Here is a 26,689-nt window from a genome sequence, read left to right as displayed (position 1 = left end):
CGCGGCCGCTCTTCTATTTCACGTCGGTTTCATTACCTTTGTCCCGTGGACCAGATCGATACCGAAGCCCGCGCCGCCTTGCCCGCCCCCTTCATCCGCTGGTTCGCGGAAAAGGGTTGGCGGCCGCGCGCTCATCAGCTGGAATTGCTGGCCCGCGCCGAAGCAGGCGAAAGTACGCTGCTGATCGCGCCGACCGGCGCCGGCAAGACGCTTGCCGGTTTCCTGCCGGCGCTGACCGATCTCACCCGCCGCGGCAAGCGCCGGCCGGGTGCCGCCTTTAAAGGCATCCACACGCTATATGTTTCGCCGCTGAAGGCACTTGCCGTCGATATCGAGCGCAACCTCATGAAGCCGGTAGGGGAGATGGGACTGCCCGTCACCGTGGAGAACCGCACCGGCGATACGCCGAACGCCAAGCGACAGCGCCAGAAGCTCAATCCGCCCGATATCCTGCTGACGACGCCGGAGCAGGTAGCGCTTTTGCTCGCCAACAAGGAAGCCGAACGCTTCTTCAAGGACGTGAAGTATGTCGTTTTCGACGAGCTCCATTCTCTGGTCACGTCGAAGCGTGGCCACATGCTCTCCCTTGGTCTTGCCCGGCTACGCCGCCTTGCGCCAGGCCTCAGCACCATCGGCCTCTCCGCCACGGTTGCCGAACCGATCGACCTGCAGAAATGGCTGGTTGCGCAGGAGGAGGGCAGGGAACGGCACGCAGGTCTCGTGACCGTCGAAGGCGGCGCCAAGCCGGATATTTCGATCCTTTCGACGGATGAGCACATCCCCTGGGCCGGCCATTCCGCCAGATACGCAATCCCCGATATCTACAGGCAGCTGACCGAGCATCAAACGACGCTGCTTTTCGTCAACACGCGATCGCAGGCCGAGATGCTTTTCCAGGAACTCTGGACGGTCAACGAGGAAAACCTGCCGATCGCTTTGCATCACGGCTCGCTCGATGTCGCCCAGCGCCGCAAGGTGGAGGCCGCGATGGCGGCCAACAGGCTGCGCGCTGTCGTCGCCACCTCGACGCTCGATCTCGGGATCGACTGGGGCGATGTCGATCTCGTCATCCATGTCGGTGCGCCGAAGGGTGCCTCGCGCCTTGCCCAGCGCATCGGCCGTGCCAATCACCGCATGGACGAGCCCTCCAAGGCGATCCTCGTTCCCGCCAACCGTTTCGAGGTCATGGAATGCCAGGCAGCCCTCGACGCCAACTATATCGGCGCACAGGACACCCCGCCCGTCGGCCGCGGCGCGCTCGATGCGCTTGCCCAGCACGTGCTCGGCATGGCCTGCGCCGAACCCTTCGATATGCTGGAACTCTACGATGAGGTGAGGAGCGCCTCGCCCTATGCCGATCTCTCCTGGGAAACCTTCGAGCAGATCGTCGATTTCGTCGCGACCGGCGGCTATGCGCTGCGCACCTACGAACGATATGCGCGCATCCGCAAAACGAAGGAGGGCCTCTGGCGTGTCTCCAATCCGCAGGTTGCCCAGCAGTACCGCTTGAATCTCGGCACCATCGTCGAAAGCCCCATGCTGAACATCCGGATGGTGAAGCGCGGAGAGAAAGGCAAGATTGGCCGCGGCGGCGGAACCCTCGGCAAGGTGGAGGAATATTTTCTCGAACAGCTTTCTGCGGGAGACACCTTCATCTTCTCCGGCAAGGTACTCCGCTTCGAAGGCATCCGCGAAAACGAGGCGCTTGTCTCCCAGGCCTTCTCCTTTGATCCGAAAATCCCGTCCTATGCCGGCGGCAAGTTTCCGCTTTCGACTTATCTTGCCGACCAGGTGCGATCGATGCTCGCCGATCCCGACCGTTGGCACCGTCTGCCGGATCAGGTCCGCGACTGGCTGTCGCTGCAGAAGGACAAGTCGATGCTCCCGAAGCGCGACGAACTGCTGATCGAGACTTTTCCGCGCGGCAGCCGCGCCTACATGGTGGCCTATCCATTCGAGGGCCGCCTCGCGCATCAGACGCTCGGCATGCTGCTTACCCGGCGCCTGGAGCGGGCCGGCGCCAAGCCGCTCGGTTTCGTCGCAACAGATTATTCGCTCGGCATCTGGGGGCTGGAAGACATGGGCCTGATGATCCGCAACGACCGTCTCGGCCTTTCCGATCTCTTCGATGAGGATATGCTCGGTGACGATCTCGAAGCCTGGCTCGACGAATCTTTCCTGCTGAAGCGCACCTTCCGCAATTGTGCCGTGATTGCAGGCTTGATCGAGCGCCGTCACCCTGGCAAGGAAAAGACCGGACGGCAGGTCACCGTGTCCGCCGATCTGATCTACGACGTGCTGCGCAGCCACGAGCCGGACCATATCCTGCTACAGGCGACGCGCCAGGATGCAGCGAGCGGCCTTTTGGATATTTCCCGGCTTGGCGATATGCTGAGACGAATCAAGGGCCACATTACGCATCGCGCGCTGGATCATATTTCCCCGCTCGCAGTGCCGGTGATGCTGGAGATCGGCAAGGAGCCTGTTCACGGCGAGGCCCACGATGCCGTGCTCGCCGAAGCGGCCGGGGATCTGATCGCCGAAGCCATGGCTTGATAATGCAGGATAGACGAAATTGATGAACCGCCTGGCGCTTGCGCGTGAATTGAACGGATTGGTCCCGATGCCGGGCGTCGAAACCAGTGTTCATGGCGTTGCGGCCGTCTGCGATCCGCTCGGCGCGCTCTACCTGCCGGATGCCGGCGTCCTCGTCGTTTCCGACCTTCATCTCGAAAAGGGCGCCGCCTTCGCCCGCCGCGGCATGTTGTTGCCGCCTTACGACACGCTGGCGACGCTGACGGTGCTGTGCGCCGTCATCACCCGCTACAATCCGAAGCTTGTCGTCTCCCTCGGCGACAATTTCCACGACCGCGTCGGCTCGGCGCATCTACCGGAGACCTTCCGCTCCCTGATCGACAATATGGCCCGCGGCCGCGAATGGATCTGGATCAACGGCAATCACGACCCTGACGGCACGGTCGATCTGCCCGGCTCTTCGGTCGATGAAATGCACTACGCCGGCCTGACCTTCCGTCACGAGCCGAAAGGTGGGCGGCAAAGCGGTGAAATCGCCGGTCACCTGCACCCCGCGGCCACCGTCCGCCGCCGGGAAAAAGCCGTCCGCCGCCCCTGCTTCGCCACCGACGGCGCCCGCCTCCTCATGCCCGCCTTCGGCGTCATGACCGGCGGACTGGATCTCGGACACAAGGCGTTGACGGGCCTGTTCGACAGGTCGTCCCTGGTCGCTCATCTTCTGGGGCGGGATCGGATTTATTCGGTGAGATTCGGGAATTTGCGCAGCTGAAGTTGAGCGCCCGCCTCGTCCATTGAGTCCCTTCTGGCACCTCCAGATGAGGGCTCTCGCCGCCGTTGCTTTTCGATAGACAACGCTGCGCTTGCTCCAAGGGCGAAGCCTCGAAAGACGAGAATGGCCACCACGCCATAGAAATCGGAGCTCAATTACAGCCCTGCAACTGCCGCTGATAGGTCGCTGCCATATCGGCAAACCTCTGTGCCGTCTTCTGCAATTGCGCATTCGAGCGCCAGTCGCCGCGCTTGTAACCCTTCGGCCCCGAATAGTAAGCGATGTAGAGCCTGTAGGCGTCGTTGAGCTGGATGCCCGTCGCCTGGCTGTTGCTGTAGTGGTACCAGCCGATGAAGTCGATCGCGTCGGCAAAATTGGTGCGCCGCGCAGCCCAATTGCCGGTCGCCGACTGATAGTGGTCCCAGGTGCCGTCGAGCGCCTGCGAATAGCCGTAGGCGGTCGACGGACGCGTCCAGGGAATGAAGCCAAAAAGCTTCGTGCGCGGCGGGCGGGCGTTCGGCTGGAAACCGGATTCCACATACATCGTCGCCATCAGGATCGGCACCGGCACGGCGTATTTCTTCTCGGCGCGCTCGGCCGCGTGCTGCCAGTTGCTGAAGAAGCCGTTACGCTGTTCGAAGACGGCGCAGATGTTTCTGGTCTGACGAGGCGCCGTGGCGCAGCCGGCGGCGAGCGCCAGCAGCACCAGGACGAGAAGAGTACGGGTACGCAAAACAGAACCTCTCGTTTTCGAGAGATTACTAACTCGTAAATCTTAACACTCGGTTTTTAGTCAAAGGTGAACATGCACAACGCACCGAGGCTTGCCCAAGCACCGGGTCACATCAGCGGTAGACCAGAACCGGGAATCTCTGAATGGGCGAGCATCTTCATCGTCACGCTGCCGACCATGAATGCGGTGAAGCCTTCGCGTCCGTGCGATGCCATGGCGATCCGGTCGCAGCCGCGCTGCGCGGCTGTGTCGACGATGGCCTTCGCGGGTTCGTGGTTGGTCACCTGGGTCGTATCGCAATCGAGGCCATGCGTTCTGGCCCGGGCACCCGCATTCGCCAGGATCCGGTCTGCCACTTGCTGGCTGTGCCGGCCATATTCTTCGCGCGCCGATTCCAGCTGATCGATATTCGTGGAAAAGATATGGGCCGGTTCGACGACGGTCAGGACCGTTGCCTTGGCGCCGATCTCCTTTGCAAAGGCAAGCGCCTTTTCAAGCGCATCGGTTGGAAAGCTGCGAACCTCCGGTCGGGATGAGAATGTGTTTGTGCATGGGCTGGCTCCTCCTTCAACGCTCGCATATTGACGGAGGAACCAGCCTAACACCTTGATCTGCATCACACTGTCGCGAATGTTAGCGTCACGCTGCGCTCGCCGGTTCGTAACGCAAGATCACCGCGCCGGTCTTCAACGGTGTCGCTTCCAGCAGCTTCAGCGGTCGCTGCGCCGTCGCCGTCTTGAAGTGCGGATTGCCCGCGCCGAGAACCACCGGCACCAGGCAGATGCGGATCTCGTCGACAAGACCGGCCTTCAGCATCGCGTCGCAGAGTTCGGCGCTGCCGAAGATGAAAATCGTTTTGCCGTCCTGCCCCTTGAGCTTTTGAAGCTCGGAAACCGGATCGCTGACGATGCGGGCATTGTTCCAGCCCGGCTCTTTCATCGTCCGCGACACGGCGATCTTTGCGGTGTTGTTCATGTATTGCTTGATCTTGTCATTCTCTTCCGCCGTCGGCCAATAGGCGGCCATGCCCTCGTAGGTCTTCCGGCCGAAGACAAGCAGGTCGCCTTCTTCGCCCAATTGTTCGGAGTATTTCTGCAGTTCCGGCCCCCAGACCAGATTGTGGAAGTCGATGTCCCAGGGCTTTTTGCCTTCGAAGTAGCCGTCGAGCGTCATCAGATTCCAGACAACAAGCTTTCTCATGTCGATTTCCTCCATCCGATAGTCAATCCATACCACAACAGAACCGGTTGCAACAAGCAACTGGTTGAAAACTAGATAAACCGATGGCAAAATGCAAGTGGTTTTTGGAGAATGAAAAATGGACGACCGTCACCGCTCCGGCTGCCCCATCAATCTGACGCTGGAAATCCTCGGCGACCGATGGAGCCTGATCGTCATTCGCGACATCATGTTCGGCAATCGCCGTCACTTCCGCGAGCTGCTGCAGAATTCGGAGGAGGGCATCGCCTCGAACATCCTTGCCGACCGCCTGCGCCGCCTCGTGGACAAGGGCTTGCTGACCAGGAAGGAAGATCCCACGCATAAGCAGAAAGCCATCTATAGTCTCACCGAAATGGCGATCGACCTCGTGCCGCTCTTTGCCCATATGGGCGCGTGGGGCCGCAGGCATCTGCCGGTGTCGGAAGAGCTCTCCATTCGCGCCGAGTTGTTGGAAAATGGCGGCCTGCGGCTTTGGGAAGATTTCATGGATGAATTGCGGGCCAAACATCTGGGCAAGCAACTGCCACCCGGAACACCCTCGGTGCTAGGCCGTCTGACCGAAGCCTATCTCGACGTCCTTGCGAAAAAGAAAAAGTCCGCCTGATCAATCCTTGCGGAAGACGATGCTTGCGCCCCAGCCGGTCACGATCGCCAGGAACACGGCAAACATGCCATAGGGAATCGGCTGTTCATGAGCCGCATCGGTGAGCATCTGCTCGATACCGGTCTTGATGACGCGCAGCGGCACCGACTTTTGCGTCACGAACACACCGCTCTTGAAGAGATAGGCACGCACCGTATGCACGCCGTTCGGAATGTTGGCCGGCAGGCGAAGGCTTGCCTTGAAAAGATTGGAACTGACGAAGCGCACGCCGGTCGGGTCGCGCTCGTAGAGCCCGCCGGTCTGCTGCAGCCGCCGGAAGGCGGTGCGGAATTCGCCGAGGCTGCTGCCGTCTCCGACGAATCCGACGGGCGTCAGTGGAATATGGTCGATGCCGATCCCCTGATCGGTAAGGTCGAGCGGTGTCACGACGTCGTCGATCGAGCGCGAGCTCGACATGGAGTAGGAATGCGGCACGCCCTCGAAGGTCATCGAGTCGGTATTGATCCAGATGCCGAAGACGCGTTCCTTCTTGCGCACCGTCGCATCTTCGCGCGGCCCCTCCAGAACGACGACGACGTCGTATTGGCCGACGGCAAGCAAAAGGTTGTCGGTATTGGTCAGCGCCCCGAAGATCGTCAGGTCCGCGCCGCGGAAATCGGACGTGATGGCGATTTCGCTGCTGGACGTGCCGATCTCCAGCCCCTCGCGCTCTTCTTCGGAATTCTGTCCCGGCAGCAGCATCTGCGCTGCGGCAATCCCCGGCAGCAGGCAGAAGAGACCGAAAAGGCAAAGGCAAAGGCGCAGGCGCTTCATCAGTACGCCCCCATCACGACGGAATAGATGTCCGCGGGCGTCACGACCAGCGCCACCGCCAGGCGGATGCCGACGGCGAGAACGAGCAGCCCGAGCAGCGCCCGCAATTGTTCGCCGCGCAGTTTCTGGCCGACGCGCACGCCGTATTGCGCGCCGACGACGCCGGCCACCATCAGGATGAAGGCAAGTACGATATCGACGGAGAAGTTCGTCGCAGCCTGCACCACGGTTGTGTAGGCGGTCACGAAGATGATCTGGAAAAGTGATGTGCCGACGACGACATTGGTCGGGATGCGCAGCAGGTAGATCATCGCCGGCACCATGATGAAGCCGCCGCCGACGCCCATGATGGAGGTCAGGATGCCGATCCCAAAGCCGAGCGCGACGATCGGGATGACGCTGAGGAAAATCTTCGATTTCTTGAACCGCACCTTCAGCGGCAAGCGGTGGACCCAGTGGTGATGTCCGGGCCTGCGCGGTGTCGGCGGCACGTTCTTGGCCGCCCGCCGCATGGCGTTGATGCTCTCGAGCAGCATCAGCCCGCCGACGGTGCCGAGGAAGATGACGTACATCAGCGAGATGATGAGATCGAGCTGACCGACCCGTCTCAACAGCGAGAAGATCCAGATGCCGATCGTCGCGCCCGCAAGACCGCCGACAAGCAATACGGTCCCGAGCTTCACGTCCAGCGTCCCGCGCCTGAAATGCGTGATCGCGCCGGAGATCGAGGAAGCGACCACCTGGTTGGCGCCGGTCGCGACGGCAACCACGGGCGGAATGTTATAGAAAATGAGAAGCGGCGTGATCAGAAAGCCGCCGCCGACGCCGAACATGCCGGACAGGAAGCCGACGGCCGCACCCATGCCGAGGATGATGAAGATGTTCACCGACAATTCTGCGATGGGCAGATAGATTGTCACAGCCGACCCCGAATTATGAACTGCCCCCGCCGGGCAGGTATCTTGCGTCCCGTTCGAATGGCGCATCATACGGTGAAATCGTTGCCAGAGGCTTTCGATAAACGACATGCGATCCGCGCATTACGCGAGCGATAAGTTCCGATTAATTGGGCTTTTTTCAGATTTTGTGACGACGGCACGCGAGGAGTCTTGTTCGCCGGAAAATACTTAGCCATTTCGCTAAGTATTCTCCCGCGATACTTAGCCTCATGGATCAGTATTCAGAACGGCTGAGCGGCATCTTTCTCGCGCTTGCGGACCCGACGCGCCGTGCAGTGCTCGGCCGTTTGGGCGAAGGCCCGGCCAGCATCAGCGACCTCGCGGAGCCGTTCGACATGGCTCTCTCGTGCTTCAGACAGCGCCGACCGCAACATGCACGCCGAAGTGGGCTTCCACGATGGCGGGGCACGGGTATCGAGCAGCTTGCAAGGCAAGTCGAGGACCGCGCCTGAGGGCTATCGCATCGTCACTGCCCGGCCCGTGCCAGCCCGTGCGCCACGAGCCGGTCGATGACTTCGGCATAACTCACGCCGCTTGCCGCCATTGCCTTGGAATACATGCTGATATCGGTGAAGCCGGGGATGGTGTTGATCTCGTTGACGAGGAATTGCATGTCCGGTGTCAGGAAAAAGTCGACACGCGCCATGCTGTCGCAGCCGACGGCCCTGAAAGCCCTTGCGGCCATATCCCGCATGCCGGCCTCGACCTCCGGCGGCAATTCTGCCGGTATTTTCAGCGCTGCACCGTTCTCGTCGATATATTTCGCATTGTAGCTGTAGAAGCCATGGCTCTCCGCCGGCACGATCTCGCCCGGCCGTGAAACGAAAAGGTTGCCTGCCGTGTCCTCCAGCACGCTGAATTCGATCTCGCGCCCACGAACGAACTCCTCCGCAAGCAGCTTGCGGTCGTGCCGGAAGCCTTCCGCAAGCGCCCCGTCGAATTCCTGGCTGGCATGGACCTTCCTGACGCCGACCGATGAGCCCTGCCGCGCCGGCTTGATGAAGAGCGGCAGGCCGAGTTCATTTTCCAGCGCGGCGAAGGGAGGCTGTGCGCCCTCATGAATTGTCACGGAGCGCGCGATCGGCACCCCGGCCGCCTTCATGAGTTGCTTGGCGATGTCCTTGTCCAGCGCGGTCGCCGATCCGAGAATGCCGCAGCCGGCAAGCGGCACGCGGGCAACCTCCGCAAGGCCCTGCACGGAGCCGTCCTCGCCATGCAGGCCGTGAAGGACCGGAAAGAGGATGTCGATCGTTGGCAGTTCGTAAGGCGATCCGCCAGCGGGAATTGCAAACATACGTCCGCGTCCGCCCGGCACGAGGCAGACCTCGGCTCCCTTTTCCGGTTTCGCAAGCGTGCCATCCTCGAAGCTGCTCAACAGCCATTGTCCTTCGCGGGTGACGAACACCGGAATGGCGTCGTATTTTTGAGGCTCCAGCGCGCGCATCACATTCGTAGCCGAAAGCACGGAGACATCGTGCTCGGTCGAGCGTCCGCCGAAGAGCACGGCAATGCGCAGTCGGTTTGATGCAGCAATCATGTAAAATCTCCGGAATGACTTGGTGTTGAAAAGACTTAGAAGCCGACGGCGATGCCGCGGTTGGCGAAGAAGCGGTCGAAGACGGCAAGCGGCAGCGTCACATGCGCCTGGCTTTCCGGATTGTGTCCTGAAGGATTGTGGAAGCGGATGGTCTCGGGCGAGGCCGCCGTCACCAGCACCAGGTGGCCGCCCTTCGATGGCGGCTCACGCTCTGGCCAGCGGATTGCGTGATGCACCGAGGCGATGAAAAACTGCCGCTTCGAAAGAAGTTCGGGAATGGCGGCCGTATCGACATTCGTCACTGTCTCCGCGCCTAGCCCGAAACGTTCGGTGACGAACTTGACGAAAGGCGCATAGATCAGCCCCTTGATCGAGGCATCGGCCTCATTGACGACATAGCCGCCATAGGCCGCGCAGCCGCGGGCAAGATCGAGCGTCGGATGGAATTCACCGCGCGCGGCAAGGATCATCTTCAGGCAGGCCATACCGCAGACATTGACGCCCCAGCGGGCATATTCCTCGATCGTCTGCGCGCCGGAATGCCGCCACAGCGGATCGCGCATGAGCGCCGCAGAACCCTCCGCCGCGACCGGCAGCGTCATCTCGGGCGTTTCCCATTGGCTGAAATAGGGCACGTCGGCCCGCTGAATATTCACGAATCCCCCATCGGTGATCAAGTCACGCCGGGAAATTCCACAAGCAAAACGACCCTTTTGCGGCGGACGCAAAGGGTCGTTCAAAATTGATGGTGGAACGGCCCGCTCCAACAGCATCGATGTGCTAGGGTGGCCGTTGTTCGAACGCCACGATAGGAGGAACCGTTCCACGAAGGATGTTAGCACCATCGGGCTCGATTTGGCCAAACACGTTTTCCAGGTTCACGGCGCAGACGGCGATGGCTCGCCAATCTTCAACCGAAAACTACGTCGCGGCGAAGTGCTGCGGCTCTTCGAAAGGCTGCCGCCCTGCCTGGTCGGGATGGAAGCATGCGGTAGTGCCCATTATTGGGCGCGCGAGATCGGCAAGTTCGGTCATGAGGTGCGGCTTATCCCGCCGGCCTATGTGAAGCCCTTTGTCAAGCGCGGCAAGACGGATGCTGCCGACGCAGAGGTGATCAGTGAGGCGGTGACCGGCAAGACGATGCGCTTCGTCCCGATCAAGACGGCCGAGCAGCAGGCTGCCGCGATGGTGCTGAAGACCCGCGCTCTTGTGGTGCGGCAGAGAACGCAGGCCATCAACGCCCTGCGCGCACATCTGGCCGAATTGGGCATCATCGCCGCTGCCCGCCTGACGAAGGTTGAGGCGTTGGTTGCGATCGTACGAGACGAAACAGATGCTCGTCTACCCGCGGCGGCTCGATTCGCATTAGTTGCGATGGCCGATCAGGTCGACGCCCTGGCAGAGCAGATCGACAGGCTCGAGCGCGCTATCATCACTGAGGCAAGACGCGACGAGGACATGCGCCGCCTGACCACGATTCCGGGCGTGGGCGCGATCACGGCGGCAACTATTAAGGCGCTGGTTCCCGATCCCGGTGGGTTCAAATCGGGCCGTCATTTTGCGGCCTGGCTGGGTCTGACCCCAAAGGCTCATTCGAGTGGCGGCAAGGAGCGGCTGGGACGAATATCGAAGATGGGCAATCGGGAGCTGCGCACTCTTCTGGTTCTAGGCGCGACATCCGTCCTGCGGATCGCTCGCAACGACCCCGGACGCGGCCGTGGTTGAGCGCGCTTCTCACCAGACGGCCCCCCCTCCAAGGTCGCAGCCGTCGCCCCTCGCCAACAAGACGGCGCGGATCATTTGGGCGCTTCTGAAGAAGGGCGGGATATATCGGCGTGTTGAGCCGCTGATGATGACTGTGGCCGCCTGAAGACCGAGACCGTCAAGACGATCTGATCGGCGCATGCCGGCAGAGGCAAGGTGCACAAATAGACGATAAACAGATGGGACGAAATCCCGCAACGAGTGAGGCCGCTTAGCGCAATGCGTTCGAAGCGCGTAAAATTGATGAGCCCCTCGTGTCGCGGACTTCATCGAGGCCAGCGGTTATACGCCGCGTCCAAAGGCCGGACATATGACCGCACCGCTCCCAAAGTGTGAAATCGACTGAAAAAGCTCTTGCCATGCGGGCCGTTCCACATATGCGGGGCAAATACCACAAGATGAGCGGTTCTCGCTTACGTCCGTCCGGGAGAGCCCTGTTAACGTCCGGTTGCTTCAGCCGGATTTGTTCAGGCGAAAATCTGACGCGTATCACGCTTGTTGGCGATCGCTCGCAATTAACGGCCCGTGAGCTGACGGAAGTAGAAGCAGTGCTCAATCCCAATCAGTTTCGAACGCTTTCGTTCCTCAAGCCTTGGTCGTGTTCTTGGCGTTGCGCTCCAGGAGCGCCTTTACCGTGTCGTCGTTGATCCTGCCGCTCGGCTCCTGGCCGACCGACTTCTGGAAGCTCTTGATCGCGGCGGTCGTCTTCGCGCCCATCTCGCCGTCCGGCGGGCCGGCGTCGAAGCCGTTGTTGTTGAGGATCGCCTGAATGTTGCGGATCGCCTTCTTCATATCGACGGTCGAGGTCTTCGTGCCGTTGCTCGCCCAGCCGTCCGGGATTTCGATGCCGTTGGCCTTGTTGTCGAGCGGCTGCGGCTTCCAGGCACTCGTCGCAGCCCGTGCCTTTTCGAGGTCGGCGGGCTTCATCGCCTTTGCCACTTCGTCGCGCTTGGCGCCGGCGTCCTTGTCGCCGCCCTGGGCAGCGATGGCGAACCACTTGTAGCTTTCGCCGAGGTCCTGCGCCACGCCGTTGCCGCGGGCGCAAAGGATCGCCAGGTTGAATTGGCTGTCGGTGATGCCGAGATCGGCGGCCTTGGTGAACCAGTTTGCCGCGGTCGTGTAGTCCTGCTCGCCGAGCGCGCCGGAGGCGTAGAGCACGGCCAGATTGTGCATGGCGCTGGCATTGCCCTGATTGGCAGCCTGCTCGTAGAAGGCCTTGGCCTTGCCGATATCGCGTGCGACGCCGGTCCCCTTCTCGTACATGCTGCCGAGACGGTATTGCGCCGGAGCAAAGCCCTTGTCGGCGGCAAGCTGATACCAGTTTGCGGCCTGCGCCTGGTCGGCCGCCAGGCCGTTGCGGCCTTCGGTATAGCGTGCGCCGATCTCGAAGAGCGCAAGCTGGTCGCCGTTGCGGGCGGCGTCTGCAAGCGCCTGCGGCTGAATGGTGTCGGGCACGGATATGGAAGGTGCCGCGGGCGAGGCATTCGTGGAAGCCGCAACATCCTTGGGCGAAAACGCTGCAGCATCCTGTGCCGGCGCGCCTGGCGTCAGCGTCGAGGCACCTTCGCCGTCAAGCGGTACGGCGTCGGTCAGGTGGCCGGGTGGTGCGGGCTGCATCGCTTCGGGCTCGGTCTGCGCCGTCCCTAAGGCGAGCGGTGCTGGGGCCTCGGGTTCTGCAGATTCCGTCGGAGTGACGGCTGCGGTTGCTTCCGCACTCTGTTCCGGCATGGCCGAACTATTGGCTGCAACGGGGTTCTGCGCGGCATCCGAAAGCACCGAGACTTCGGCCGGAGGCGCCTGTTCGCCGCCGGTCAGCGTGCGGGCAAGGGGGAAGGCCATGATGGCGAGCAGCACGGCGCCTGCAGCAAGCAGAAGCGGACGGCGGAAGCGGCTGAAGGCGCTGGCGCCGCCGGCAGGCTTTGGCGCCTTGGTTTTCTTCTCCCCCTTGACCGGCTGGGCCTTTGGATCGGCTTCCATGGCGGCGGCCTGGGCTGCGCGACGGGCGGCGGCGATATAGTCGGCGCGCTCGTTTTCCGTTGCCGGTTTCGGATTGTTGCGTGCCGCGACCTGGCTGGCGCGTACCCGCTCCAGGATCTTCTTCACATCCGGTGCGCCCGAGCCCGGCTCCAGCGGCTCGTTCGATGCTTCCTCGCCAGGCATCAGGTCGACCGGATCGATCGACGGCGCGGGATCGATGACGGTCCGCTCGACAGCCTTCGCCTTCTCCGTCTTCTTGCCCGGAATCAGCCGCTTGCCGAGTGCTGCAAGCAGGCTGCCTTTTGCGGGCGTTGCAGCTCCAGCGGGATTGGTTGCGGCTTCGATCGCGCTCACGCTCGTATCGGCTGTGGGCGGAACATTCTCAGGCACGACAGGCTCGCTGACGCTTTCCGCCGTGCGCAGGAGCGGCGAGGCACCCTTCTGGCCGAACACGGCCTGCGTCTCGCTTTCCTCGGCACCGGCGGGGACCAGCGCGTAAGGATCGATCTCGAAATCGGCATTTGCGGCGGGCATTCGTGCGGCCGGCCGGCTGCGGGTTTCCATGTCGTCCAGCCTGTCGGCGATCTGCACCAGCGTCTCGTGCAGCGCCTGGAACGTCTTGTGCGTGCGTTCATCGCTGCTGCGGCTGAGCTCTTCGAGATGCCGCAGATCTTCGGCGAGTGCATTTAGCGCCGACATATCGGCGGCTGGGACTGCGCCGACCTGAAGACCGCCGTTGCGGGAATAGGCTTCGACGACGGCTTCGGCCGCCTGGCGGGCCGCCTCGATGATGTATTCGTCGCTGGTCGCCATATAGTCTTCGATCGCGCCCATGCGGCGGTCGAGCTCGACGGGAATGCCGTCACCGCCGGCGCGCGGCGCGTTCATCAGCGCTGAAAGACCGGCAATCTGGTCTTCGAGGTTCTTCAGGGCTCTCGAATCCGTCGGGGGCGCCGCCGTGCTTTCCTCGAGGCGTGCCGCGATGTCGCTGAGGCGCCCCTCGATGCGGCGGAATGCACCGTCATCGGTAGCCGCGCCAGGGCCAGGCTGCACGTCCATCTGGTCGATGCGGCGCGCAAGATAGTCCAGCCGTTCCGCCAGCGCGTCGTTGACTGCGCCGCTTTCCAGTGCGTCGATCTTGCGGGAGATGTCGGCGAGCGTGCCGTTGAGATCTGCCTGCGGAACCGTCTTCTGGGCACGCTCGAGCATGAAGGAAAGCTGCTCGAGCCGCTCGTCGAGGCGTGCCGTCGCTTTGGTATTGGCGAGTTCCTCCACGCGCCGCGTCAGCATTTCCAGCCGGTCGGCAAGGCCCTCGGCGGGCAGGGCGTGGCTTTCCGCACTGCGGCCCACCATATCGATCTGCTCGGCCAGCGCATTCAGCCGGCCTTCGAGGCGATGCATCAGCGCCGGGTCGCCGCTTGCCGCGCTGCGCCCGCTCGCCGCGATCGCACGGCTGATCTCGTCAAGGCGCATATCCATCGCGGCAAACTGCTCGGCCATGGCGCGGTCATGCGGCTGGATCATGCTGCCGAATTGCTCCATCGCGGTCGCGATCGCAATCAGCTTGTCTTCCAGCGCGCGCACTGCCGGGCTTTCGCCCATGCCGCCGATATGGCGCTTGATATCGTCGAGCCGATAGGCGAGCGACACCAGCTCTTCCTGCAGGCCTGCTGTGTCCAGCGCATGCAGCTGGTTTTCGAAGCCGTCCCAGCGGCGTTCCATGTGGCGGATGGAATCCTCGCGGGCAAGGCCGTCCATCAGTGAGCGCAGTTCTTCGAATTCGTTTCGCAGGCCCGCAGTCTCCGGGCCAGCCGAACGGCTGGAGAGCTGGTTGATACTCTGGGCGAGCCGGCCCATGTCTTCGCGGATGTCGTCGGCGAAATGCCGGTCCTGCGCGCTCGTCTTGATCTCGCGCAGTTCCGTGCGCAGCGCATCCATCTCGCGCGCTACACCGTCCGAAATGTCGCGCTTCAGGTCCTGGCGCAGGTTGACGAGCGCCTGGGCAATCTCGGTCATCGTGTCGGGCGAGGCGCCATAAGCAGGTGCGGCCTGCGGTGCCGGCATACGCGGGGCCGATGCCGGTTCGCGGTAAGCTGCACGTTCGGCGGCTGCGCGTTCACGACCGGCATCGAGCGTGCGCTGGCGCTCGCGGATTTCTGCGAGTGGATCAGGCCGGGCTTCCGGCCTTATATAAGCCGGTTCGTAAGCTCTCCCGTAGCTTTCGCGCTCCGCTGCGGCCGGCTGCTGCCTCGGCTCGCGGCTTCCCTTGCCCATCAGCCCTTCGATGCGTGCCTCAAGCCCCTCGATCGTGCGGTTTAGCGCATCGAGCGATGCTCTGTCGGAATGCCGGGGGATATTGGATCGCGATCCGTTCATCTTCCTGCTCGCTTCGTCTGCTCGGGACCCTCGTCAGGGCCAGGCCATTGGCTTGAGAGACCGTTCACCGGAGAGCAGTTTATTAGACTTTTCTCAACTTGAACGGCGTAGCGGCACTCCAAGTAAACGCGAGACTTGAAAAAGGAATGCGGATCACCACTGCTCACCCCGCACCTTTCACGAAACGTGGTAAACAAGCCGTTAATGTCCGTGAAAATTTTTTAATGTTTCGGTAAATCGGCACACATTTTAAGCTAGATGCGCCGCTCCTTGATGGTGTTCATCACAAAGCTGGTCTCGATCGTATCGACGCATTTCAACCGCGCGATCTTCTCCTTGATGAAGCGCTCGTATTGATCCAGCCCCGCGCTCATCACCTTCAGGACGTAGTCGCGCGAACCGGTGACGAGATGGCACTCGAGCACTTCGTCCCAGCTGCGCACGGCAGTCTCGAACATCTGGATCTCGTCCTCGTGCTGGCGGCTGAGCCGTACGGAGGCGATTGCCGTCATCGTAAAGCCTTCCGCGGTCGGATCGACGAGCGCCGTGTAGCCCTTTATGACGCCCGTCTCCTCCAGCCGCCGCAGCCGGCGAAGGCATGCGGAAGCTGAAAGCCCCACGCGCTCGGCAAGCTCGTTGTTGGTGATCCGCGCATCGGCCGTCAGTTCCTTCAGGATTCGCCGGTCCGTCTCATCGGCAATTTTCTGCGCCATATTTCAGATTGCTCCGCAGGAAGTTGCTTCCAAAGACATCCTCCTGCGCCAAATAGCAAGAACGTGCCTCCGCATTTGATATAATTTGCTGTTTCAGTTCCAATCCATCGGCCTGAGGAGACCGTCAATGACCGCGCCACACCCTTCGAGAACCCATATCGGCAATCACGCGCTGCATCCGGAAACGCTAATGCTGAACTACGGGTACGATCCGGAACTTTCCGAAGGCGCGGTCAAGCCGCCGGTCTTCCTGACCTCGACCTTCGTCTTCAATACCGCCGAGGATGGCCGCGATTTCTTCGATTATGTGTCGGGCCGCCGCGAACCGCCGGCAGGCAAGGGTGCCGGCCTCGTCTATTCGCGCTTCAACCACCCGAACAGCGAGATCGTCGAAGACAGGCTCGCCGTCTATGAGCGGACGGAAAGCGGCGCGCTCTTCTCCTCCGGCATGGCGGCGATCGCAACCACGCTGCTTGCCTTCGTCCGGCCGGGCGATGCGATCCTTCATTCGCAGCCGCTCTATGGCGGCACCGAGACGCTGCTGGCGAAGACCTTCCTCAATCTTAGCGTTTCCGCCGTCGGCTTCGCCGATGGCGTCAGCGAGGCTTCGGTAAAAGCGGCTGCAGAAGAAGCTATGTCGAAAGGCCGGGTCTCGGTCATCCTCGTCGAAACGCCCGCCAATCCGACGAACAGCCTCGTCGATGTCGCCATGATCCGCCGCATCGCCGATGCGATCGGAAAAACGCAGGACCACACGCCGATCGTCGTCTGCGACAACACGCTGCTCGGCCCGGTCTTCCAGCGCCCGATCGAACATGGCGCGGATATCTCGCTCTATTCGCTGACCAAATATGTCGGCGGCCATTCGGACCTCATCGCCGGCGCCGTCCTCGGCCCCAAAGCGGTGATCAAACAGGTGAAGGCACTTCGCGGCTCGATCGGCACGCAGCTCGATCCGCATTCCTGCTGGATGCTCGGGCGCTCGCTGGAAACGCTGCAGATCCGTATGGAGCGGGCCAACAGCAATGCGCGCGCCGTTGCCGATTTCCTCCGCGATCACCCGAAGGTCGAGAACATCCACTATCTGCCCTACCATGATCCGGAATCGCCGGTCGGCCGGACCTTTGCCACGCAGTGCACAGGCGCCGGCTCCACCTTCTCTTTCGATATCAAGGGCGGCCAGCCGGCGGCCTTCAAGTTCCTGAACGCGCTGAAGATCTTCAAGCTTGCCGTCAGCCTCGGCGGCACGGAATCGCTCGCCAGCCATCCGGCTGCGATGACCCATTCCGGCGTTCCGGCAGATGTGCGCCAGCGCATCGGCGTTCTGGAATCGACCATACGGCTGTCGATCGGCATCGAGCATCCCGACGATCTGATCGCCGATCTGGCGCTCGCTCTGGACGAAGCGTAAGGGCAGGCGGCCTCAGGCCGCCGCCGTCTCCCGCACGTCATCGAGCAGAAAATGCGCGACGATGTAATTCGTCCTGTAGCGCCTGCCGCTATCGGAGGTATTCTCGATACTGCCGCCGTCAGCCGGGTGCCAGGCATGGTAATGCGGATTGGTGGTGATCAGCGTGATCGCCTTGCCGGCGAATTTTCCGCCGAGCCGGTAGCGGGCTTCCGCCAATGGCCAGATGCGCTCGTAATCCTCCATCGGAATGCGGACTTTCAGAGCCTGCCTGCTGATCGCCTCGCTCCGCGATCCGTCCTCGTGGACGACCGCCGGCAGCGTCAGCGTCACTTCCTCTGCGCCGTCCAGGATGGAATTGAACTCCTCAGGCCACATCCGTCTCATGAAATCGCTCCTCCCAGGGCTCTCTTCGGTTAGCCAGCGAAATGTAGCGTGTTCACCCGCAGAAGCAAACGCTGCTTTCAGTCAGCGATTGCCAGTCAGCAGGCCAGACTGCGCGCAGCATTCTTCAGCGCTCTCTCCAGCGACTGGAATATCCTCGGATCATCCGACTGGGCGACATTGAAGCGAAGGAAACCGCGTGCTGTCTGCGACAGACTGAAGGCATTGCCCGGCGCTAAGACGACGTTGTCGGCAAGGCAGGCTTGCGCGATATCGGCAGCGTCTATGCCGTCCGGCAACTTGCACCAGACAAACATGCCCGCTTGCGGCCTTATCCATGGCGTGATGCCGAGCGGCGCAAGCCGCGCTGCCGTCTCGTCCATCGCTCTTGAAAGGCGAACGCGCAGTGCCTCCAGATGTTTGCGGTAGCTGCCATCCTTCAAGAGCAGCAGGATCAGTTCGGACGAGAGCCGCCCGCCGCCGATGCTTGTCGCCATCTTGAGGTCGGTGAGCGGCTCGATCCAGTCCGGTCTCGCGGCTATGAAGCCGCAACGGACAGAGGCAGAAAGCGTCTTGGAGAAGCTGCCGATATGGACCACACGCTCCAGCCCGTCGAACGCGGCGAGACGAGGAGCCGGCTCATCCTCGAGATCGGCGAAGATATCGTCTTCGACGATTGTCAGGCCGGCGCGCTCGGCAAGCTTCAGCAGGCGGTGTGCCACAACAGGTGAACACGTCGCGCCTGTCGGGTTATGGATTGATGAGTTGGTGATGTAGAGCCGCGGCCGGTGCTCATCGATCGCCCGCTCGAATGCCTCGATATCCGGCCCGCTGGGCGTCATTGGAACGCCAATGGCGTTCGCCCGGTGAGCGCGCAACAGTGCATGGAAATTGAAATAGCAGGGGTCGTCCACCAATACGCCATCACCTGGCTCGATCAGAAAGCGGCACAGAAGATCGATCGCCTGCGTGCCCGACTCCGTAAGAATGATGTGGTCGGGAGCTGCTGCAATGCCGCGCTCGCCCATGCGGCGCGAGAGCAGTTGCCTTAGCTGTGGCAGCCCAAGCGGCGTTCCATAATCTGCAAGTACCCGCCCTTCGCCGCGGGAGATCGCGCGAAGCGCCTTCCGTATTGCTACCTGTGGCATCCAGCTTGCCGGCAGCCAGCCGCATCCGGGCTTCAGCAGTTCGGGCGCGTCTTCCAGCGACTGTCGGTAGACCCACAATGGATCGATCGCCCGATCGAGCTTCGGCCCGATCTCGGAAAGCGCAAGCGGCGCAAGCGGGCTCGAAACGTAGAAGCCGGAACCCGGCCGTGAGCGGATCAGGCCTTCGCCGGCCAGCCGTTCATAGGCTTCCACGACAGTCGAAGGCGAGACCTGCATCGTCTTGGCGAAGGCGCGCACCGAGGGCAGGCGGGATCCCGGCACGAGCCCGCGAGCTGCGATCCGGCCGCGGATTTCCGCCATGACGCCTTCTATGCGCTTGCCGCCGCTCTCGCGCTTCGTCGACTGTTGATCCATCTGTACTGTATCCGTATCCATAACAGTTTGTTCTGATTGTATAGCATTGTCTCTGGCGGTTCCAGGCCTTGCGGTCGATAGCGATGAAAACGCAGGAGCATGGCGATGGACCGGACAGGCGGCTGGATCAACGGTTTTCTGGGAGTGTTGATCTTCAGCGGATCGCTTCCGGCGACGCGCGTTGCGGTCGCAAATTTCGATCCGCTGTTCCTTACCGTCGCCCGCGCCGCGATCGCTGGCATACTTGCCTTATGCTTGCTGCTCGCCTTTCGCGAAAAGCGTCCTGGCCGCGCCGATCTTCTCTCACTCCTTGTGGTGTCGCTGGGCGTAGTTATCGGCTTTCCGCTGCTAACCGCATTTGCGCTGAAGCATATCACTTCGGCTCACTCGACAGTTTTCATCGGCCTTCTGCCACTGGCGACCGCCGTTTTTGGCGTGCTGCGCGGCGGCGAGCGCCCACGTCCGGTCTTCTGGCTGTTTTCCTGCCTCGGCAGCGCCATCGTCGCGGGCTTTGCACTGATGCGCGAGGATGCCGCATCCTCGGTCGGCGATCTCTTGATGCTCGCGGCGATCATCGTCTGTGGGCTGGGATATGCGGAAGGGGGGCGGCTGTCGCGCAAGCTGGGCGGCTGGCAGGTTATTTCCTGGGCGCTCGTTCTCTCGCTGCCGGTCATGCTCGTGCTGTCACTCGTCGTCATGCCGCCGTCCTTCCCGGATGCAGCAAGCACGTCTTGGATCGGTCTTGCTTATGTCTCTCTCTTCAGCATGCTGATCGGCTTCATATTCTGGTATCGCGGCCTTGCGCTCGGCGGTATCGCAGCCGTCGGCCAGCTGCAATTGCTGCAGCCCTTCTTCAGCCTGGCACTTGCGGCTGTGCTGCTTCATGAGAAGGTGAGCCCAAGCATGTTTGCCGTCACGCTGGCCGTCGTGGCCTGCGTTGCGGGCGCGAAGAAATTTGCGCGATAGAACAGCAGGCGGAACTACGGCTCCGCCTGAACCATCCGGCATCCCGCTTAGCCGCGGAATGCCGCTTCAAGCTTGGCGATATCGAGCTTGACCATCTGCAGCATGACTTCGGTCATGCGTCGCGCCTTGGCCCGGTCCGGGTCGGCCATCATCTCGCCGAGCACGCGCGGCACGACCTGCCAGGAAAGCCCCCAGCGGTCCTTCAGCCAGCCGCATGCCTCCTCCACGCCGCCGTTCTGCAGGAAGCCATCCCAGAGCCGGTCGATCTCGGCCTGCGCCTCGCATGCGACGACGATCGAAAAGGAATGATTGAGCGGATCGAGCGGCCCGGCCTCCAGCGCCGTGAACTCCTGATCGCCAAGCCTGAACTCGATCACCTTGCAGCTGCCCTCCGGCCCGCTCGGCGTATCCGCGGGAACCACGGTCGTGCGCCGGATGGAAGAATTAGGCACCATCGAGACATAAAATTCGACGGCTTCCTTTGCGTCCTTTTCGAACCAGATATTCGTGCTGACCTTGGTCATTGGATAGTCTCCGCGTCTATTTGCTGACAATGGTTGACAGCCCAAGGACGTTTCAAGCGGAGGTCATCCGACAGGCGTAAAGATTCTTTCCCACAAATTTGCCTGCATGCAAGATTTGACGTTTACGCAAACGTCAATATTTTGTAAGAGACTCTCGAATGCCGGTCCCGTCCGGTTGCCGAATTGGAGGAATTCGAACAATGCCAGTCTACAAGGCTCCGGTTAATGATACGCTCTTCGTGCTGAACGACGTGCTGGGCATCGAGCGCTACAATAATCTGCCGGGTTTTGCCGATGCGACGCCGGATATGATCGAGGCCATTCTCGGCGAGGCGGCAAAGGTGGCAGAGGAAGTGCTCTTCCCGCTGAATTATTCCGGCGATCAGGAAGGCTGCAGGCGGGCGGACGACGGCTCGGTCACGACGCCGAAGGGCTTCAGGGAAGCCTACAAGACCTATTGCGAAGGGGGCTGGATCGGTCTTGCCGTACCGGAGGAATTCGGCGGCCAGGGCCTTCCCTACACGCTGCATGCCGCAGTTGGCGAATATACCTCCGCGGCGAACATGTCGCTGATGATGTATCCGGGGCTGACGCAAGGCGCCATTGCGGCGATCGTCGTCCACGGGTCGGACGAGCAGAAGCGGGCCTATCTGCCAAAGATGGTTGCCGGCGAATGGTCGGGCACCATGAACCTCACCGAACCGCATTGCGGCACCGATCTCGGCCTGCTCCGCACCAAGGCCGTGCCGCAGGGTGACGGCAGCTACAAGATTTCCGGCCAGAAGATCTTCATCTCCGCCGGCGAGCACGACATGACGGACAATATCGTCCATCTGGTGCTCGCCCGCATCGAGGGTGCGCCGGAAGGCACCAAGGGCATCTCGCTCTTCATCGTGCCGAAGTTCCTGGTCAATGCCGACGGCACGCCGGGCGACCGCAACGCCGTCTCCTGCGGCGCGATCGAGCACAAGATGGGCATTCACGGCAATGCCACCTGCGTCATGAATTACGACGAGGCGACCGGCTTCCTGATCGGCGCGGAAAACCGCGGCCTGAACGCCATGTTCGTGATGATGAACGAGGCTCGCCTTGGCGTCGGCCTACAGGGCCTCTCGATCTCGGAAATTGCCTATCAGAACGCCGTGAACTACGCCCGCGAGCGCATCCAGGGCCGTTCGCTCTCCGGCCCGAAGGCGCCGGACAAGAAGGCCGATCCGATCATCGTCCATCCGGATATCCGCCGCACGCTGATGACCATCCGCGCCTTCAACGAGGCCGGCCGTGCGTTTCTCCTCTGGACAGCGCTGAAATCCGACATCGCAAACCGCTCCGCGAGCGATGCCGAGCGCCAGACGGCGGATGACATCCTCGGCCTCGTCACCCCGATCCTCAAGGGCGTGATGACCGACAAGGGCTTCGATCACGCCGTCATGGCCCAGCAGATCTTCGGCGGTCACGGCTATATCGAAGAGCATGGCATGAGCCAGTACGTGCGCGACGCCCGCATCGCGATGATCTACGAAGGTGCCAACGGCATCCAGGCGCTCGATCTCGTCGGCCGCAAGCTGGGTCTCAACGGCGGCCGCGCCGTCATGGCGCTCTTCAAGGAGATCGGCGATTTCTGCGAGGAGAATCGCAACGACGAGAAGATGACCTTCTTCACCAAGAACCTGAAGAAGGGCTTGAACGACGTGCAGGCGGCGACCATGTGGTTCATGCAGCATGCGATGGCAAAGCCCGACAATGCCGGCGCCGGCTCGACGGATTACATGCATCTCTTCGGCCTCGTCGTTCTGGGCTATATGTGGGCGAAGATGGCGAAAGCCGCAGAGGATGGCCTTGCGAGCGGCGATTCGCCGCGCGAAAGCTATTTCAGGAACAAGCTTGTGACCGCCCGCTTCTTCATGGAGCGCATCATGCCGGAAACCGCGCTGCGCAAGGCCCGCATCGAGACAGGCGCCGAGACGATGATGACCTTGCCCGCCGAGGCGTTTTAATTTGGGTTGCCCTTCTCCCCGCCGGGGAGATGGGAGCCCGAAGGGCCCGACAAGGGAGCGCGCCTCAGGCGTGACTTTCTTCTGGCTCCGGCTTTGCCGGAGACCCTTATCGCCTCGCTTTGTTCGATACTTCTCCCTGCTTGGGGGGAAGGGAAGACACGGAATTCAACGGCCACCCGGCCGATAGGGAGATGAGACAATGACCGAGGTTTTCATTTATGATCACGTCCGCACGCCGCGCGGCCGCGGCAAGAAGGATGGCTCGCTGCACGAAGTGCCCTCCGTCCGCCTCGCCGCCAAGACGCTGGAGGCGATCCGCGACCGCAACGGGCTCGACACGAAGACGGTCGACGACATCATCATGGGCTGCGTCGACCCGGTGATGGATGCTGGCGCCGTCATCCCCAAGGCCGCAGCCTTCGAGGCCGGCTATTCGACGCACGCCCCCGGCATCCAGATCTCGCGCTTCTGCGCCTCCGGCCTCGATGCCGTAAACCTTGCGGCCGGCAAGATTTCGCAAGGGGCCGATGACATCGTGATTTCCGGCGGCGTCGAAAGCATGTCACGCGTCGGCCTCGGCATGTCCGGCGGCGCCTGGTTCATGGACCCGTCGGTCAATTTCCCCGCCTATTTCATGCCGCAGGGCGTCTCGGCCGATCTCATCGCCACCAAATACGGCTTCTCCCGCGACGACGTCGACGCCTATGCCGTCGAAAGCCAGAAGCGCGCCGCCAATGCCTGGGAAAAGGGCTACTTCAAGAATTCGGTCATTCCGGTGAAGGACCAGAACGGCCTGACGATCCTTGCCCATGACGAGCACATGCGCCCCGGCACCGATATGCAGGCGTTGGCCTCCCTCAATCCGTCCTTCCAGATGCCAGGCGAAATGGGCGGCTTCGAGGCTGTCGGCATCCAGGCCCATCCGGAGGTCGAGCGCATCAACTACGTCCATCACGCCGGCAATTCCTCGGGTATCGTCGATGGCGCCGCTGCCGTGCTGCTCGGCTCCAAGGCCGGCGGCGAAACGATGGGCCTCAAACCCCGCGGCCGCATCAAGGCCTTCGCCAATATCGGCTCCGACCCGGCGCTGATGCTGACCGGCCCCGTCGACGTCACGGAAAAGCTGCTGAAGCGCACCGGCATGCAGCTTTCCGACATCGATCTCTTCGAACTCAACGAAGCCTTCGCCGCCGTCGTGCTGCGCTACATGCAGGCCTTCGACATTTCGCACGACCGGATGAACGTCAATGGCGGCGCCATCGCCATGGGCCACCCGCTCGGCGCCACCGGCGCGATGATCCTCGGCACCGTGTTGGACGAGCTCGAACGCCGCGATCTCAATACCGCGCTCGTCACGCTGTGCATCGGCGCCGGTATGGGCACGGCGACGGTGATCGAGAGAGTTTAGTCGCGGAAAGCTTTGGGGCGGCCTGCTCGCTTATGTCCGTCATGGTCGGGCTTGACCCGAGGATCCACCGCCTAAGGGCTGGATGGTCGGGTCAAGCCCGACCATGACGGAAAAGAAAGGGGCCGTACAAGGTCGCACTGCTGGAAGAGATTTCAAGGGAGAGGAGTCCCGCCATGAATACCTACAAGAACTTCACCGTTAGAACCGACGCCGACGGCATTGCGCTCGTCACCTGGGATATGCCCGGCAAGTCCATGAACGTCTTCACCGAAGAGGTGATGGACGAGCTGAACGCCGTCGTCGACGCCACGGTTGCCGATACCGCCGTCAAGGGCGTCGTCATCACCTCCGGCAAGTCCACCTTCTCCGGCGGCGCGGACCTGTCGATGATCAAGTCGATGTTTACCCTCTACCAGCAGGAGAAGGCCGCGAACCCGCAGACCGCTGCGCAGAAACTCTTCGATCTCGTCGGCCGCATGACCGGCCTCTTCCGCAAGCTCGAAACCTGCGGCAAGCCCTGGGTCTCGGCGATCAACGGCACCTGCATGGGCGGTGCCCTGGAAATGTCGCTTGCCTGCCATGGCCGCGTCGCCTCCAATGCCAAGTCGGTGAAGATCGCGCTGCCCGAGGTCAAGGTCGGCATCTTCCCGGGGGCCGGCGGCACGCAGCGCGTCGCGCGCCTGGCCGATGCCCAGTCCGCCCTGCAGATGATGACAACCGGCCAGTCGCTCTCTGCCTCCCGCGCCAAGGCCATGAATCTCGTGCATCAGGTGGTCGAGCCGGACCAGCTCATCCCGGCTGCCAAGCAGATGATCAAGGACGGCCTGAAGCCCGTCGCTCCTTGGGATGAGAAAGGCTTCAAGGCGCCCGGCGGCGGCATCTGGACGCCTGCCTCCGCACAGCTCTGGCCGGCCGCTCCCGCGATCCTGCGCCGCGAGACCGCCGGGAATTATCCGGGCGCGCTTGCCATCCTCAAATGCGTCTATGAAGGCCTGCAGGTGCCTTTCGATACGGCACTGAAGATCGAGCAGCGCTATTTCACGCAGGTGCTGCAGACCACCGAAGCCTTTTCGATGATCCGCTCGCTCTTCATCTCGATGCAGGAGCTTGGCAAGGGGGCCCGCCGCCCGGCAGGTGTGCCCAGGACCGACCTGAAGAAAGTCGGCGTCGTCGGCGCCGGCTTCATGGGCGCCTCGATCGCCTACGTTACGGCCGCCGCCGGTATCGACGTCATCCTGATCGATCGCGATATGGACGCGGCCAACAAGGGCAAGGCGACCGGCGAAGGCCTGGTGAAGGAGTCCATCGGTAAGGGACGTCTTACACAGGAAGAGGGTGCCGCCATCCTCTCCCGCATCACCCCGTCTGCCGATTACGCCGACCTGAAGGACGCCAATCTCGTCATCGAAGCCGTCTTCGAAGATCGCGAGGTCAAGAAGGACGTCATCGAAGCCGTCGAGGAAGTGCTCCCTGAAGGCGCGATTTTCGCCTCCAACACCTCGACCCTGCCGATCACCGGCCTGGCGAAAAATTCCAAACGCCCGGAAAATTTCATCGGCATCCACTTCTTCTCGCCGGTGGAAAAGATGATGCTGACCGAAGTCATACTCGGCAAGGAAACCGGCGACAATACGCTCGCCGTGGCGCTGGATTATGTCGCCGCCATCAAGAAGACGCCGATCGTCGTCAACGACACCCGCGGCTTCTTCGTCAATCGCTGCGTGCTGCGCTACATGGCCGAAAGCTATGACATGCTCATCGAAGGCGTGCCGCCCGCGATGATCGAGAACGCCGCGAAGATGGCCGGCATGCCGGTCGGCCCCTTGGCGCTGAACGACGAGGTCGCCATCGACCTGTCGCTGAAGATCCTCAAGGCCACGGTAGCGGACCTGGGCGAAAAGGCGATCGACCCCCGCCACATGGAGCTCGTCTCCCGCATGGTGGAAAAGGAAGGCCGCTTCGGCCGCAAGAACTCCAAGGGCTTCTACGATTACCCTGCGAAGCCCGCCAAGAAGTGCCTCTGGCCCGAACTCAAGTCCTTCTACCCGCAGAAGAAGGCAGAGGGCGTGGACGTCAACACCCTCAAGCAGCGCTTCCTGGTCACCATCGCGCTCGAAGCCGCCCGCACGGTCGAAGAAGGCATCGTCACCGACCCCCGCGAAGCCGACGTCGGCTCCATCCTCGGCTTCGGCTTCGCGCCGTATACTGGCGGCGCGCTCAGCTACATCGACGGCATGGGCGCCAAAAAGTTCGTGGAATTGTGCGAAACGTTAGCCGCTTCTTACGGAATGCATTTCAAGCCGACGTCGCTGCTGAAGGACATGGCCGCGAAGGGCGAGACGTTTTATGGCCGGTTTGATCCCTATGCAAAGGAGAAGGAGGTGGCGTGAGCCGCCTCAATGGTTTGTGTTTAGTTTGTTAAGCCTCAAGGTGACGGAGCAAGGGGCCACGCCCAGGGGCGCGCGCCTGCGCAGGAGA

At 62.1% G+C, this 26,689-nt stretch carries 20 protein-coding genes and 2 pseudogenes; 10 read left to right on the top strand and 12 right to left on the bottom strand.

The genetic code is table 11. From position 1 onward, the window contains the following. Positions 1 to 45 precede the first annotated feature (45 nt). Together ACZ9DP_RS32640 and pdeM are read left to right on the top strand one after the other, a co-directional pair. Entirely contained in the window at positions 46 to 2,556 is a 2,511-nt protein-coding gene (locus ACZ9DP_RS32640; protein WP_476204764.1) for a ligase-associated DNA damage response DEXH box helicase, read from the top strand. A gap of 22 nt (positions 2,557 to 2,578) precedes the next feature. Beyond that, complete coding sequence (gene pdeM, locus ACZ9DP_RS32635) at positions 2,579 to 3,304, top strand: ligase-associated DNA damage response endonuclease PdeM (protein WP_476205515.1); 726 nt, start codon at positions 2,579 to 2,581, stop codon at positions 3,302 to 3,304. 151 nt (positions 3,305 to 3,455) lie between these two features. Here pdeM and ACZ9DP_RS32630 read toward each other — a convergent pair whose 3' ends face one another. The 3 genes from ACZ9DP_RS32630 to ACZ9DP_RS32620 all read right to left on the bottom strand — a co-directional run bounded on the left by ACZ9DP_RS32630 (position 3,456) and on the right by ACZ9DP_RS32620 (position 5,237). Continuing rightward, the gene (locus ACZ9DP_RS32630; protein WP_074066579.1) at positions 3,456 to 4,037 is read right to left on the bottom strand and encodes a transglycosylase SLT domain-containing protein; all 582 of its coding nucleotides are present in this window, start codon (positions 4,035 to 4,037) and stop codon (positions 3,456 to 3,458) included. A 107-nt stretch (positions 4,038 to 4,144) separates the two neighbouring features. Next, positions 4,145 to 4,654 (bottom strand): universal stress protein, encoded by a 510-nt coding sequence (locus ACZ9DP_RS32625; RefSeq protein WP_476204763.1) that lies wholly within the window; start codon positions 4,652 to 4,654, stop codon positions 4,145 to 4,147. A 22-nt stretch (positions 4,655 to 4,676) separates the two neighbouring features. Beyond that, positions 4,677 to 5,237, bottom strand: coding sequence for a dihydrofolate reductase family protein (locus ACZ9DP_RS32620; protein ID WP_074066580.1), 561 nt, complete (start codon positions 5,235 to 5,237; stop codon positions 4,677 to 4,679). Between the two features lie 118 nt (positions 5,238 to 5,355). On the opposite strand from ACZ9DP_RS32620, the gene ACZ9DP_RS32615 reads away from it, so the two are divergent. Continuing rightward, positions 5,356 to 5,862 (top strand): winged helix-turn-helix transcriptional regulator, encoded by a 507-nt coding sequence (locus ACZ9DP_RS32615; RefSeq protein WP_476204762.1) that lies wholly within the window; start codon positions 5,356 to 5,358, stop codon positions 5,860 to 5,862. Here the strand turns inward: ACZ9DP_RS32615 and ACZ9DP_RS32610 are convergent, their stop codons facing one another. Both ACZ9DP_RS32610 and ACZ9DP_RS32605 read right to left on the bottom strand, forming a co-directional pair. Then, positions 5,863 to 6,675, bottom strand: coding sequence for a TIGR02186 family protein (locus ACZ9DP_RS32610; RefSeq protein ID WP_420882079.1), 813 nt, complete (start codon positions 6,673 to 6,675; stop codon positions 5,863 to 5,865). It abuts the gene before it with no gap. Beyond that, positions 6,675 to 7,595, bottom strand: coding sequence for a sulfite exporter TauE/SafE family protein (locus ACZ9DP_RS32605; RefSeq protein WP_074070157.1), 921 nt, complete (start codon positions 7,593 to 7,595; stop codon positions 6,675 to 6,677). Before ACZ9DP_RS32605 ends, ACZ9DP_RS32610 begins: the two co-directional genes overlap by 1 nt. A gap of 248 nt (positions 7,596 to 7,843) precedes the next feature. Between ACZ9DP_RS32605 and ACZ9DP_RS32600 the strand changes: the two are divergent. Continuing rightward, positions 7,844 to 7,987, top strand: a pseudogene (locus ACZ9DP_RS32600) (ArsR/SmtB family transcription factor); the annotation flags it as partial. Positions 7,988 to 8,100: 113 nt separating this feature from the next. Here the strand turns inward: ACZ9DP_RS32600 and ACZ9DP_RS32595 are convergent. Both ACZ9DP_RS32595 and ACZ9DP_RS32590 read right to left on the bottom strand, forming a co-directional pair. Next, on the bottom strand, positions 8,101 to 9,171 hold the full coding sequence (locus ACZ9DP_RS32595; RefSeq protein WP_476204760.1) for a D-alanine--D-alanine ligase family protein: 1,071 nt from the start codon (positions 9,169 to 9,171) through the stop codon (positions 8,101 to 8,103). A gap of 35 nt (positions 9,172 to 9,206) precedes the next feature. Beyond that, entirely contained in the window at positions 9,207 to 9,821 is a 615-nt protein-coding gene (locus ACZ9DP_RS32590) for a C39 family peptidase (protein WP_239599621.1), read from the bottom strand. 142 nt (positions 9,822 to 9,963) lie between these two features. On the opposite strand from ACZ9DP_RS32590, the pseudogene ACZ9DP_RS32585 reads away from it, so the two are divergent. Continuing rightward, positions 9,964 to 11,041: pseudogene (locus ACZ9DP_RS32585) on the top strand (IS110 family RNA-guided transposase). Between the two features lie 479 nt (positions 11,042 to 11,520). On the opposite strand, the gene ACZ9DP_RS32580 reads toward ACZ9DP_RS32585, so the two are convergent. Both ACZ9DP_RS32580 and ACZ9DP_RS32575 read right to left on the bottom strand, forming a co-directional pair. Next, positions 11,521 to 15,288, bottom strand: coding sequence for a peptidoglycan-binding protein (locus ACZ9DP_RS32580; protein ID WP_476204759.1), 3,768 nt, complete (start codon positions 15,286 to 15,288; stop codon positions 11,521 to 11,523). Between the two features lie 254 nt (positions 15,289 to 15,542). Then, positions 15,543 to 16,001: an Lrp/AsnC family transcriptional regulator gene (locus ACZ9DP_RS32575; RefSeq protein ID WP_194728899.1), complete on the bottom strand. Its 459-nt coding sequence runs from the start codon at positions 15,999 to 16,001 to the stop codon at positions 15,543 to 15,545. A gap of 127 nt (positions 16,002 to 16,128) precedes the next feature. Here ACZ9DP_RS32575 and ACZ9DP_RS32570 point away from each other — a divergent pair, with 127 nt between their 5' ends. Next, positions 16,129 to 17,412: a cystathionine gamma-synthase family protein gene (locus ACZ9DP_RS32570; protein WP_476204757.1), complete on the top strand. Its 1,284-nt coding sequence runs from the start codon at positions 16,129 to 16,131 to the stop codon at positions 17,410 to 17,412. 12 nt (positions 17,413 to 17,424) lie between these two features. On the opposite strand, the gene ACZ9DP_RS32565 is transcribed toward ACZ9DP_RS32570, so the two are convergent. Continuing rightward, on the bottom strand, positions 17,425 to 17,796 hold the full coding sequence (locus ACZ9DP_RS32565) for a hypothetical protein (protein ID WP_074066586.1): 372 nt from the start codon (positions 17,794 to 17,796) through the stop codon (positions 17,425 to 17,427). Positions 17,797 to 17,891: 95 nt separating this feature from the next. Then, complete coding sequence (locus ACZ9DP_RS32560; RefSeq protein WP_476205514.1) at positions 17,892 to 19,316, bottom strand: aminotransferase-like domain-containing protein; 1,425 nt, start codon at positions 19,314 to 19,316, stop codon at positions 17,892 to 17,894. A 105-nt stretch (positions 19,317 to 19,421) separates the two neighbouring features. Between ACZ9DP_RS32560 and ACZ9DP_RS32555 the strand changes: the two genes are divergently transcribed. Further along, positions 19,422 to 20,282, top strand: a complete 861-nt coding sequence (locus ACZ9DP_RS32555; protein ID WP_194728901.1) for a DMT family transporter — start codon at positions 19,422 to 19,424, stop codon at positions 20,280 to 20,282. Positions 20,283 to 20,329: 47 nt separating this feature from the next. On the opposite strand, the gene ACZ9DP_RS32550 is transcribed toward ACZ9DP_RS32555, so the two are convergent. Further along, on the bottom strand, positions 20,330 to 20,806 hold the full coding sequence (locus tag ACZ9DP_RS32550; protein WP_476204756.1) for a VOC family protein: 477 nt from the start codon (positions 20,804 to 20,806) through the stop codon (positions 20,330 to 20,332). A 200-nt stretch (positions 20,807 to 21,006) separates the two neighbouring features. Between ACZ9DP_RS32550 and ACZ9DP_RS32545 the strand changes: the two genes are divergently transcribed. From ACZ9DP_RS32545 to ACZ9DP_RS32535, 3 genes are all read left to right on the top strand, one after another. Continuing rightward, the gene (locus ACZ9DP_RS32545) at positions 21,007 to 22,803 is read left to right on the top strand and encodes an acyl-CoA dehydrogenase C-terminal domain-containing protein (protein ID WP_476204755.1); all 1,797 of its coding nucleotides are present in this window, start codon (positions 21,007 to 21,009) and stop codon (positions 22,801 to 22,803) included. Positions 22,804 to 23,002: 199 nt separating this feature from the next. After that, positions 23,003 to 24,211 (top strand): acetyl-CoA C-acetyltransferase, encoded by a 1,209-nt coding sequence (locus ACZ9DP_RS32540; RefSeq protein ID WP_194728903.1) that lies wholly within the window; start codon positions 23,003 to 23,005, stop codon positions 24,209 to 24,211. Positions 24,212 to 24,384: 173 nt separating this feature from the next. Then, positions 24,385 to 26,601, top strand: coding sequence for a 3-hydroxyacyl-CoA dehydrogenase NAD-binding domain-containing protein (locus ACZ9DP_RS32535; RefSeq protein ID WP_476204754.1), 2,217 nt, complete (start codon positions 24,385 to 24,387; stop codon positions 26,599 to 26,601). The last annotated feature ends 88 nt before the right edge of the window (positions 26,602 to 26,689 follow it).

Source organism: Rhizobium sp. USDA 4016 (assembly GCF_056279705.1).
The sequence above is the reverse complement of the archived record's forward strand: the minus strand, read 5'-3'. Positions and strand labels throughout refer to the sequence as shown.